This is a genomic window from Vibrio gigantis (assembly GCF_024347515.1).
Taxonomy (GTDB): domain Bacteria; phylum Pseudomonadota; class Gammaproteobacteria; order Enterobacterales; family Vibrionaceae; genus Vibrio; species Vibrio gigantis.
On record NZ_AP025493.1, the window covers coordinates 588,288 to 600,673 of the forward strand.

The window sequence follows — 12,386 nt, forward strand, 5'->3', positions numbered from 1 at the left end:
CTATTCCTTATTGATTGGTTGGATCGGTAAGTTGTGGCTGTTCAACCTGATATTCAAAGCCACTGATTAAAGCTGCGAGCTTGCTATTAACGATGTTGAGATCGGTGATCAAGCGCTGTTGTTCAAGTTTCAAGGCAAGCTCATCGGCCGTTGCAGCGATAACGTCATTAAACTGCGCGGTATTGTTTTGATAACCTCTTTCCACTGCACTGATTCGAGCGGTTGTCTGTGGAAGCAAGGTACGTTGATATCGCTCTAAACGTTGAGAAAGGTTCGACCTATCCACTAATAACGCATTCACCTGAGCGTTCATTTGGGAAAGTAAGGTGTCCTTTTGGGATTTGGCAGCCCCAACTTGATACTGAGCTGCAGACAAGTTCTTGTCTTGGCGATTGCCAGTAAACAGTGGGATGTCGACCGTTAGGTAAGCGCTGACAAGATCAGAAGCAGGTTCACCCGCCATGTTATTTGCTTGTCGATGGGCATACATGACTTCCACACCAAACTGAGGCGTATAAGCTTGCTCAGCCAACTCAACCTGAGTTTGATTCGACGAAATAGTCGCATCGACGATCTTAACTAACGGATGATTGGTTAGTAGTTGATAGTGCTTGGTAGATACACTATTCTTGGTTCCCGCCAATTTACTTTCCAAGCTTGTCCAATCAACTTGGTTAGTGGCATGAAGCACGCCCTGGGAGTCAATAGCTTGAGAACCTAACCAATCAGAACCCAACCATTCAGACAGCTGAGAGATCAAACGACGTTGAACTTGCTGATTAGCTTGTAGTTTTTCATCAAGCTTGCTGACTTGAAGCTGAGCATTGAGCAAGTCTTGCGCTTCACTTTTACCAATCGAGTAATTGGTTTGGACATAGTTTTCTAACTCGACCAATAGGCGTCGGTTTTCACGCATAACGCTTTCAGAGACTTGTTGATAGCCCAGTTCAAGCCAAAGCTGCGTCATGCTATTAGCAACGGTAAGTTCACGAGCCTGTACTTGAAGAGCTATTCCATCCGCTTGCTGACCCGCTTTTTTCTGCTGAAGATCAAGCGTATTACCACGCTCAAATTGCTGCATCAAACCGACAGAGATATTGGTCATTGGATCTTCATCAAACTGAAAGCTATCGACGGGTAGCCCGCCAAATCCGACTTTCAATTTAGGATCCATTAAGGTCGCGCTTGCGACACCTGTTTCTCTCATCGCTTGCGATTGGGCGAAATACTGCTTTCGGTTACTGTCTTGGTTCAGAGCTATCTCAATCAGCATATTAAGTTGCTGTGTTGAGCTCTGTTGATCAGCTTTAGTCGTGAGTTCTGAAGCTCGTGCTGAGTCCGAAACAGCAGCTAACGCAGCACTTGAAAACAAGGTTGCAGGTAGCGTAACACTTGAAACAAAGGCAGCAGCGACCACGACACTCGCGTTTATTCCAAACACGGAGGTTGTTGGTTTTATATTCACAATGAATGTCCATATCTAGCGTTAAATAACGCATATAAAAGATTGGCGTATCAGATTTATGACTCTGATATCGCTATGTTTTTAGATATAGATTTATGCGGTAGGTGGGCGTAACAAAGATTGAGCGCGTGCGACTTTCTGGCCAATAGTGACAGATTGAAAACGAGCTAGAGAATAGGCAAAGAGATTAGCGGCTTGAATAGCCTGAATTGGGTGTGAAGCGGTAGAACAAACAGAAGCACAGCAGTCAGCGCCTGAACAGTGACTTCCCATCATGTTGTCACCATCTTCGCTCGCCGAAGGCATATGACATTGAGTCATAAATGCCTGAGCATCCATATTGGAGTGCTCAGCGTGTGATTCGGTGTTCATAATATGACATCCTGCCATCATACCGTTCGCTGAATCGTCACTGTGGTAACAAGCCGACTGGCTCGAACCCATTTGAGCTGTCATCATATTGGTCATCATGACCGATGAGCTTGAGGCATAGCTAGACATCAACATTGCAATAATGCTGAACACAGTAATCCAAGTTGTTCGGAATGTGTTTGTCATAACTTACCTTTAAATTTATAGCGCAACTATAAACGTTCCCCTTAGGGTAAGGTCAACCCGAAAGGGCAAATATTTGATGAAATTGATAATAACTGCTGCATAGATGAACAAAAGGAACACTCAATGGACTGTAGAGTGCTCCTTCCTTAGATACTGTTAAGTATTCAACGACTTCTGTGCATCATATTCAGCCATCGCATTTTTAAGAACAGTTAAATCCGAATCACACAAGTGCTGCCTCATTGATTCAAACTTCTCTGGTGGCCAGTCGTATATCTTCATTGAGATTAGCTCTTCGATAACAGACTTATCAAAGCGGTGTTTCACTAATTTCGCGGGAGAACCACCAACTATACTGTAAGGTTCCACATCTTTGGTTACTACGCTGTTCGCGGCCACAACCGCCCCTTCTCCAATGGTCACGCCCGGCATGATCATCGCACGCATCCCCAACCACACTCCATCTTTGATATGGGTATCGCCTTTGCCAATGTAGGCGTCGTCGATGACATCCATGAATGGATACAAAGAAAACCAATCGACTCGGTGAGTATGGTTGCCGCCCATTAGGATCACAACCTCTGCTCCTATGCAGACATAATCGCCGATGTAGAGCTCATCAATCTCCCAGCGAGGCTCCCACTGACGGCTGATCTCGTCACCATGCAGGTAACGCACGACTGAACGCTCAAACCCGTTATCCCAGCAATCGCTGTAATAACTGTGTTGACCCTTGATGTGAATGTTGGGGTTAGTAACAACCTCATGAAGCAATTCGAATTTAGACCAATGCTTATTTTGCATTTCTACCTCTGATTAACTTGTTAGTTTTATTCATTTAAATATCAAAACATTCGACGTTGGAGATCTGAGGTGCACAAGCTAACGTCCCAATAAACACAGGTTCTATTGAGTTAAAGAGTAAGTATCACGCTTAAATCATAGCAATGTCGCTAAAACTAAAGAGGCGTCAGTGGATTCGAGGTTGCTTTAAGAGAGGAAGTAATTTCACAGTATGCTCAGAATAACTCGATTGGAAAATTTACGTGTGGATTATATCCGTTAGTACGCACCGATTTGACAGAGAAATGTGATTAATAAGGTTTCAAATATAAGTTCGTAGAACACAGAGCAAGTCTGAACCTGTGGTATTAAACAGGATCAGACTCGGTTATATTTTTAGATATAGGCTCAACGACTACATGCGCGCAAGCTGTACTTTTCTATCTTTGTTTACCACACAGAAGTTACCGCGCTTAGTGCGACACTTAGAACATCTTTCACACTCAACAGGGCTTCGGTCGCCCTCTTTCCAGCGTTTCACTAGATGCGGCTCCGATAACAAAGGGCGTGAAAGTGCGAAGTACTCTATGCCCGTGTTGTTTGCGATCGCTTCAATGGCATCAAAATCCGTTAAGCCGCCTACCGTGATTACTGGAATATCGATATCTTGGCTAATTGCATGGCCGTATTCATGGAAGTAGCCTTCAGCTTGAATGGTAAAGCCATCATGAGACTCGCCAATCATGGTGTCGGCTTTACCATGAATGTTGCCAGAAACGACAATGCCATCAACACCTACTTCTTCAAGCTTTTTACAGACTAAACGGGTTTCGTCGAAGGTTACACCACCCTCGAAAAACTCAGAAGCAGTCAACTTAACCAAGATAGGGAAATCGTCACCCACCAACTTGCGTGTTGCCGTGTAGATCTCAAGCAAGAATCTCATGCGATTTTCTAAGCTACCGCCGTATTCATCTTCACGTTGATTGTAATAAGGGCTTAAGAACTGGTTGATCAAGTAAGTATGAGCTGCATGAATTTCGACGCCATCAAAGCCTGACTTCTGTGCTCTCAATGACGCTTTGGCAAACGCATCAACGATGTAGTCAATTTCCTCTTGGGTCATTGCTTTACCTAGTGTTTGAGTCCCTTTTTCAGGAATCTCACTCGGTGCGAAGATCACTCGTTCCCCAAGGTCATACGTGGTTTTCGTGCCGCCATAAGCCAATTGCATCACGATTTTAGAATCGTTGTCATGGACCAGTCGAGTCAGCTTTTTGTACTCATCGATAAACGAGTCGTTATACATACCCATCATGCCAGCATTCGGCTTTTCTTCTTCAACGATGTTTGCGTAACCCGTCACGATCAAGCCAACCTCACCTTGAGCCAACTCTTCATAGATAGCGTAAAGTTTATCTGTCATATGGCCATCTTCAGTCGCCATATTTTCCCACGTCGCACTTCTCATAAAGCGGTTTTTCAGTGTCATGGTACCAATGCGGGTTTCTGTAAACAAAATACTCAAATCTATTCCTCATTCAATCGTGTTACGCAATTGCCCCATCTAACGTGAGGCTGATTGACGCGGATACTACAGAGATCATGACAGGCAAAACTTAATCTAGATTAAGAGAACAGCACTCTCATATAAGAAACAGGCAGCATTTGATTAGAATGGAAGGTAATTGAGGACAGAAAACAAAAAGGCCATTCAGTTAGACTAAACGGCCTTGCAAATTTATAGCTAGATGGAAATACCTCAAGACAGCGCTATCATGATTTAGCCATACTGAACTGTAGGATCAATACATTGATAAACTTGTCCGATACTCGCGTCGTTTGCCAATAAGGTTTCGATAAGACGAGCCACTTCTTGTCGGTAAATCACGCCATGCACTTCCACTTGTTGGGAAAGCTCACCGTTGCCAGTCTCCTTGCCATCCAACAAGCCACCCGGACGTAAGATTGTGTAATCCAAAGCACTAGAGGCTAGCCAAGCTTCTGCCAACGACTTTTCACGAACCGCAGCGCCAAAGCCTTTTCTAGAACGCTCCGACAAATACTGCCAAGACTCACCACAACCCAACGACGTTACCAGCACAAATCGAGCAATACCATTGGCTTCAAGCGCATCAGTCAAATGTCGGTGTCCAATGTAATCAACGGGAGTGTCAGCTCTGAAGCTGCCCATGCTAGAAACAATGAGAGCTGATTTAGGTAACTGAGCGACCACAGATTCAACTTGTTCTTGATCGGTAGCATCACAGCGAAGTGTGGTAACACCAAGTTCAGCCAAGCGCGTGTTTTTCTCTGGGTTTCTCGCAACCGCTATAACTTGATAACCTTGTTTGTGAAAATGCTCAACTATTGCAGCACCCAGTCCACTTCCTGCTCCCCATACAACGACCGTACTCATAAAAAACCTCATAATATTCATGTTGTAGTGATACTAACCGGACAATTTAAACCGTTCCTTTATCAAGATCAACAAATGAGAATAAGTCTCAATATTATTTTTAGTTTTACTAGCTGTCACTAATCCTCTAAAAAGCACGACCACGTATCATAATTAAACATTGGTTAATTGAATTGCCCCAACATGTCTACTAAAGTAATTTTAATACAATGACTTAGTCTCGGTGGTTATGAAAAAAGAACGCATTCAATATTCTTTCGACGTGTGGTTATTTATTCCTGATGAAGACAAACTCATCATGAACGAAGAAGACGTGATTATCGACAACCGTTTGTCCAAACTACTGGACTTTTTTTGTCAGAATCCGAACATTGTGTTCTCGCGAGATGAGTTGATTAATGAGGTTTGGAACGGGTCGATCTTAACGGATCAAGTGATCACTCAAGCGATTTTCGAATTACGTAAAACATTGAAATCTGCTGAGCGACATTCGATGGGTTACATCATCACGGTACCTAAACGAGGGTATAAGCTGGATGTTGAGGTTCAGAAAACTATTTTGATTCACCCTTCAATGGTGACCAAGACCTTGCCGGTTTCCGATGTAGATGAAAATACTGAACAACCTGAATCTGCATCTACTTCCGACTCCTCAATAAAGACGCAACAAGACTCACCTCAACCAATAAATGGCGCAGCGGTCATTGTTGACCAACCCATAAATCACGATGAGGTTGAAGATTCAAAAGCACCTCATGAACAGGTGCCTCAAGCTCATACACAACACCAAACTGAAAGCCACCGAACTCACGACAAAAAAAATCATCGCGACAATACACAAAATAACCAAACACCGCTTTCCAATATCCACCCTAATCGGGATGAAGCATCAAGCAAAACGCGCAATTCTAATGATCTAACAAATGGTTCAGCTCAGCCCTCTGCCAACTATGCAAAAAGGAACGACACCACTACAAAGCCAGAAAGAACGAAGAGAAAACCCTACCGCTTGGCCATCGTGGTAAGCGCTATTGTCATCGCCATTGGTGTGTTTTGGTGGAGTTCACAGTCATCGACTTCTTCCTCATATACCGCTTCATCTTCCGACAGTGACGCAAGCTCATCCATCAATGGCATGACCGATCTCTTTGATTCTGAAAGCCACTCTTCGGATACGACTGACAAGACAAATCAAGTAACGAATAACCAAGTTCTTGAAAACCACAAGGCGCACGCTTCGGTTCATTACTTGTCGCTTGAACCACGCTATATCTACGTCAGAATTGATGAAAGTTTGAAAAATGATGCCTTTAAACGCGGCATCGTTCATAAATTAATGAGCTACCTTACGACCTATCGTGACTTTCGCATCGTGGTCGATGAAACCTTAGTCCCCAATTCAGCCAACGTGGTCAGCTTTAAGAAAAAAATTGATGGCGATAGAGAGTATCTGGACATTACCTACTTCAACCGCATCTCTAACTTCAAACATTTAGGCCGTGATTACTTGATTGATGCCTCTTCACTGCACACCACTATGCGTAACATGCTCGACGATTTATTGGACTCATTTAATATCGACATCCAAAAATCCATTTTAAGACAACAAATTTCTGAGTTACCTAAACAAGAAGAGTCGCTACAACTGACTCTCGAATCTCTCGGGTTAACCTTCATGACTCTGGATAGAACAGATACCTTAAAGAAGGTCATCGAAGCCAACGAGCTTGAACCTGATAATCACTTTCTAATGTCGAGTCGTTATTTGTATGAACTTGCCGACATATTTCTATTGAAGTCTTCACAAAAAGAAAAACTGGTTCAAAAACTTAACGACCGGTTCGGCAAGAAGCTTCTTTTAGCAGAGAATAGTCCAACCTCTTATCGAGTATACGATGCACTCGCCGCCTACTCGCTAACACAAGATAACCCCAGTGAAGCTGAGCGGTATATGACCTTGATACCGAGAAACGATTACAACGTCATGTCGATGATTATCTTAGCTAAATTAGAAGAGTCGAAAGGCAACCCTGCTGCTGCTGAAGAGTTCTATTATGAAACCATTTTAGAGTCTGGCTATCCGGTTGTTTTGAAAATTGCACAAACCTTGTTCTTTAACAGCAATATCTCTGAAATTGAATCTAAACTCGAAATAGTTGATTAGGAGAAGCACCACCGAACGCAGTGCTTTTGTGCATTGGCTATATTGATTTGCTAACCAATGCCTCCTACAAGGCGTTGGTTAGCAAAATACCGACGCCAATTCGCTCGCTATTGTAGTCATAGTCAATCAAGCTTTCCCCATAACCTTTGTAGTACTGAACATACCCTTTGAGCCGCCCATACAGAGGAAAACTCATTGAGGTTTGAACGCCCCCGTACCCCGTATTAACGTTATAGTGCCCAACCATTGATAGTTCAGTATCGTCCCACTTATACACACCCGACAACTCGCCATGTCCCATATAATCTTCAATGTCTGGGTTGTCGTCACTGCTGCTTGATTCTGGTATGCGGTACCAAGGTTGGAAATAAACTGCGAAGGCATCTTCCATATAACCCACCCCAGCATAAACACGATTCCAGCTGCGACTAAGTTCTTCAGTTCTGCCATTCGATTCATGCTCAAGCCCAAAACGAGAAAACCAAACACCATTAGTTGACTCAATACCTAACGGAGTTTCATAAAAAAGCTCAGGACGATAGTTTGTCTCTCTAAACGGTGCCGATATATCTGAAGAATATGCTTGCCAGAATGATTTGATAGTGAAACCAAAGTAGATTTTATCTTCTTGATTAAACACTCCCTTATCAGCCAAAGGTACTTTCATACTCAATTGAAGTTTCACTTCTTCGTCACTAAGATCGTCCGCTTTACCTCCAAACCGATCGCTGCTATATGGCTCAGTATTGACGTTCGTCATGTGGGTAACAGGCAAAATGTAGTTCAAGCGATAAGGCGTTATGACAAAAGGATTGTCCTCTGTTGTGTATTCCAGCTTTAACCGAGAAATTTTCTGTTCCGGTGAACGAGTAGCTGTTTTGTCTACATCTTCCTGACTTTTCGCACTAACATCGACCTCTGAACTGAACGACGTACACTGCTGTTTCAACCACTCAATATTTTGCTGATTTGTCGCTTTTGTAAGCGAATCTAAAATACATTGTTGGTAGTCCTTCTCCTCCGCATGAGCCTGAACACTGACACAACAGGCTAGTATGAGTGAGCTCAACATCAGATATGAGGTACTACTACTCGGCATATCTTGTCGACTACTCATCTCGCTTGCCTTGGTTTTTATTTAAGTAAGCAACTTCAAAAGCAAAGTCGACAGCTTGCTTGGTAATTTGCTCGATGTTCTTACCTAGCATCTCGATTGTGATCTCTGATTTATCATTTTCGAGAACACCATTGTTATTAACCACGAATATACGACGACCAATAAGTTCAGACGACTCATGAACCTTCAAGTCAACGCTAGCAATTATGCGTATGGAGCGATCTCTCGTTCCCGCAGCATATTTTATTGCACCAATCACTGTCCCAACGGGAATGACTTCTGTAAGGCGTAAATCCTCCGGAATGTCTTCAATCCCATACAGCATGATGCTGATGTCTAACTCATTATTTTCCAAAATTTGGTTCTTATAGCCTTGAAGCTTCTCAGCCAGCTTTTTATCCACCTGCTTCGCAATTTCCGCTTTAAACTGAGACTGAACTTGCTGAGATACTTGTTTGTCTACCCCTGTCTTTTTGATTCCGACCGTTTCGAACTTAAATTCATTAAAATGCATGGATGTACTGTCCTTAGCTATCCAAGACATCCCCGCCATGTCGTCATCAAACTGGCTATCAACAAAGTAATGATCTGAGTCGACGCTTTTGATTTCTTCTTTATTCGGTACCGAGCTAGCACAGCCAACCGTGAACAACGCAAGTAGTGGGTATAAGTAATGTAGTTTCATGTGAACCTCTAATTTCCTGAATTTTGAGTGCACGAATCCCTAAGCGGTCAGGCTCATAAATTGGGATTCGTGACGATTAAGTTTTCGTGTTAGTGGATTGTTTTACTGATTAGCTTTTCGTGATATCTAAATTTTCACGCTGACTAAGCATCTTGTTCCTGTCCTGTATGGTCGGCTGCTAAGTAGGTGTAAACGGTTGGTACCACAAACAACGTAAACAGCGTGCCGATTGACATACCAACAGTAATCACCAAGCCAATCGAGAATCGACTTTGAGCCCCTGCACCACTTGCTATCAGCAGCGGCACAACGCCCACGACCATGGCTGCAGTTGTCATCAATACAGGCCGCATTCGCACTGTGGCTGAACGGATTGCCGCCTCACGACGACTGCACTTCAATTCTTGTTGAATCTGATTTGCAAACTCAACAATCAAGATTCCGTGTTTACTGATGAGTCCGATTAAGGTCACCAATCCAACTTCGGTGTAGATGTTGAGCGTATCAATGCCCAAATACAGTGGCATTAAGGCACCAAAGATCGACAGCGGCACACTGGTGAGTACCACCAGCGGATCGCGTAAGCTTTCGAACTGCGCTGCCAAAACTAAGTAGATAATCACCAAGGCTAAGAAGAACGTCGTTACTAATGATGACCCTTCTTGCAAGAACTGACGTAGTTGCCCAGAAGTATCCGTGCTGTAAGACTTAGGTAATATCTGCGCAGCGCCCTCTTCCATCACTTGGTAAGCTTCACCAATACTGATCCCCGGCACCATTTTCGCTTCAATCATGGCGCTGTTTAGCTGTTGGAACTGATCCACTTTCGAAGGCTGTACCGACTGGCTAATCTCGATTAAGGACGCTAGTGGAACCATTTCGCCTGTATTCGAGCGTACGTGGTAATTCTTCAAATCATCCCAAGAGTTACGGTTCTTGTTCGGTACTTGCGTGATAACCTGATAGCTGCGTTGATCCATCGAGAAGTAGTTCACGAAGCCTTCACTAATAAAGCGAGACAGCACGGTACCGATGTCCTGAGCACTCACATTCATTTGCGCCGCTTTATCACGGTCAATTTTGATCTCAACTTGTGGTTTATTGAAGTTAAGATCATTCTGTACGTAGATAAACTTACCGCTCTTCTGCGCGTACTCTTTCAGTTTTTCAGCGTACTGATAAAGATCCTGATACGAGCCAGTTGGCGTCTTCAATACCATTTGGAATGGCAAGCCTTGTGGTGTGCCTGGTAAGTCTGGTGGTGAGAAGGTATACACCTGCAAACCTGGTAAGACCGAACTCTCTTTTTGGAAGCGCTGCATCACCTCTTTTGCCGTTGCTTCGCGAGAGTCCCAATCTTTCAATACGCCTAAACCAAAGAACGCATTGTTGTGCATGTAACCGTTGTCTAGCATGGTCATTTCCACTTCATCGTTCTTTCCGATGGCGTCGATGAGAGCCGGAGTAAAGTGACGAATATAATCCGTATTGGCTTGAGCAGGACCTTGCCCCATCACAATCATTACGCCCTGATCTTCTTCAGGTGCCAGCTCAGAAGCGGTATTCATAAACATAAACACCAAGCTGATCAGCAATGTTCCGACCACTGGCCAGATATAAACTCGGTTATTAAGCACATGCTCAAGTACCTTTCGGTAACGCTCTGTTACACCAGCAATAACAACATCAATTTTCTTAACCAGTTTTCCATCCAATACCGACTTGTTGAGCAGCTTTGAACACATCATCGGCGTCAGTGTAAGTGCGATAAAACCTGAAATCAGAACAGAGCCCGCCAAGGTGAAAGCAAACTCGGTAAACAACTTACCGGTCAAACCGCCCATGAAACCGATTGGTGCATACACCGCGGCTAAAGTGATGGTCATGGCAATAACAGAACCTGCGATTTCACGCGCACTGTCGATCGCAGCTTTGATTGGGCTGGTGCCATCTTCTAGGTGACGGAAGGTGTTCTCCACCACCACAATCGCATCATCAACCACCAAAGAGATCGCAAGAACCATCGCCAATAACGTCAACAGGTTAATACTGAAACCCATGCTCAACATGAAAAACATCGAGCCAATTAGAGACAACGGAATCGTCACCAACGGGATTAACATCGCACGCATAGAACCGAGGAACGCAAAGATAACAATCACAACAATCAGAGCCGCTTCCATCAGCGTTTTTGCTACTTCATCAATCGATGTCTCAATGAACTTGGTCGAGTCATACACTACATCTGCTTTCATACCATCTGGTAAGCCAGCTTCAATCTGAGGTAATACTTTGTAAATACCTTCAACCACGGTCAGAGGGTTAGACGTTGCAGTATTGCTTATCGCAGTAGCAACCGTTGTCACACCATTAAATTCAACGTCTGAGTCATAAGTGGCCGCGCCTAGTTCCACCGTGGCAACGTCTTTCAAATGCACCAGTTGTCCGTCATGCGCTTTGAGCGACATGTTTTTAAAGTCTTCTACAGAGCTAGAATCGGTATGAGCATTGATATCGACTTCGATATAAGGGTTTTGTAATTTACCCGCGGCGCTAACGATGTTGTTTGCTCGCAACGCATTTTGTACATCAGTAGCGGTCAAACCATAAGACGCCAACTTTTGAGGTTTTAGCCAGATACGCATCGCGAAATCTTGTTGGCCCAACATATCGACTTTAGATACACCCTCTACGGTTGAGAAGGTTGGCTTCACCACTCGACTCACATAGTCTGACACCTGTTCTGTTTTCAGCGTATCGCTTGAGAAAGAGACATATAAAATTGGTGATTGAGATGTCGATTTAAGAATGCTCGGATCCAATACCCCAGAAGGCAGCTTGTATTCCACTTGCTGCACCAGAGACAAAATCTCTGTCAGTGCGCCGTCTGATGGGTAACCCAGTTTCAAGTACACCGTAATGACCGATTTACCCAAGGCACTGTCTGATGTCATGTAGTCAATGCCCGCAGTTTGGGCGATTTCAGCCTGCAACGGCTGAGTAACATAACCTTGCACGCTCGATGCACTGGCACCTGGATAACTGGTGGTAACGGTAATCACACCTGTTTCAATTTCTGGGTATTGGCGCACTTGCAGCGAGGTAAAGGCCTTTAGACCTAACACCAACAACACAAGGCTTAATACCGTCGCCAAAACCGGACGTTTGATAAATACATCAGTAAATGTCATGGGA

Annotated in this window: 9 protein-coding genes; 1 reads left to right on the plus strand and 8 read right to left on the minus strand. The window is 44.0% G+C overall.

The features are described 5' to 3' along the window. Positions 1-7: 7 nt before the first annotated feature. From OCV56_RS18760 to OCV56_RS18780, 5 genes are all read right to left on the minus strand, one after another. Positions 8-1,459 (minus strand): TolC family protein, encoded by a 1,452-nt coding sequence (locus OCV56_RS18760; RefSeq protein WP_086712771.1) that lies wholly within the window; start codon positions 1,457-1,459, stop codon positions 8-10. Between the two features lie 99 nt (positions 1,460-1,558). After that, a complete protein-coding gene (locus OCV56_RS18765; RefSeq protein ID WP_086712716.1) occupies positions 1,559-2,023 on the minus strand; it encodes a hypothetical protein in 465 nt (154 codons plus the stop codon). 156 nt (positions 2,024-2,179) lie between these two features. Beyond that, positions 2,180-2,827: a CatB-related O-acetyltransferase gene (locus OCV56_RS18770; RefSeq protein ID WP_086712715.1), complete on the minus strand. Its 648-nt coding sequence runs from the start codon at positions 2,825-2,827 to the stop codon at positions 2,180-2,182. Positions 2,828-3,221: 394 nt separating this feature from the next. Next, a complete protein-coding gene (locus OCV56_RS18775) occupies positions 3,222-4,277 on the minus strand; it encodes an NADH:flavin oxidoreductase (RefSeq protein ID WP_228761194.1) in 1,056 nt (351 codons plus the stop codon). Positions 4,278-4,589: 312 nt separating this feature from the next. Further along, positions 4,590-5,225, minus strand: a complete 636-nt coding sequence (locus OCV56_RS18780) for an SDR family oxidoreductase (protein WP_086712713.1) — start codon at positions 5,223-5,225, stop codon at positions 4,590-4,592. Positions 5,226-5,454: 229 nt separating this feature from the next. Between OCV56_RS18780 and OCV56_RS18785 the strand changes: the two genes are divergently transcribed. Continuing rightward, the gene (locus OCV56_RS18785) at positions 5,455-7,389 is read left to right on the plus strand and encodes a winged helix-turn-helix domain-containing protein (RefSeq protein ID WP_086712712.1); all 1,935 of its coding nucleotides are present in this window, start codon (positions 5,455-5,457) and stop codon (positions 7,387-7,389) included. 64 nt (positions 7,390-7,453) lie between these two features. Here OCV56_RS18785 and OCV56_RS18790 read toward each other — a convergent pair whose 3' ends face one another. The 3 genes from OCV56_RS18790 to OCV56_RS18800 form a co-directional block, all read right to left on the minus strand. Next, entirely contained in the window at positions 7,454-8,506 is a 1,053-nt protein-coding gene (locus OCV56_RS18790; RefSeq protein WP_086712711.1) for a phospholipase A, read from the minus strand. Beyond that, positions 8,499-9,191, minus strand: coding sequence for a DUF3313 family protein (locus tag OCV56_RS18795; RefSeq protein WP_086712710.1), 693 nt, complete (start codon positions 9,189-9,191; stop codon positions 8,499-8,501). The genes OCV56_RS18790 and OCV56_RS18795 overlap by 8 nt, the downstream gene beginning before the upstream one ends. A gap of 143 nt (positions 9,192-9,334) precedes the next feature. After that, positions 9,335-12,382 (minus strand): efflux RND transporter permease subunit, encoded by a 3,048-nt coding sequence (locus OCV56_RS18800; protein WP_086712709.1) that lies wholly within the window; start codon positions 12,380-12,382, stop codon positions 9,335-9,337. Positions 12,383-12,386: the final 4 nt, after the last annotated feature.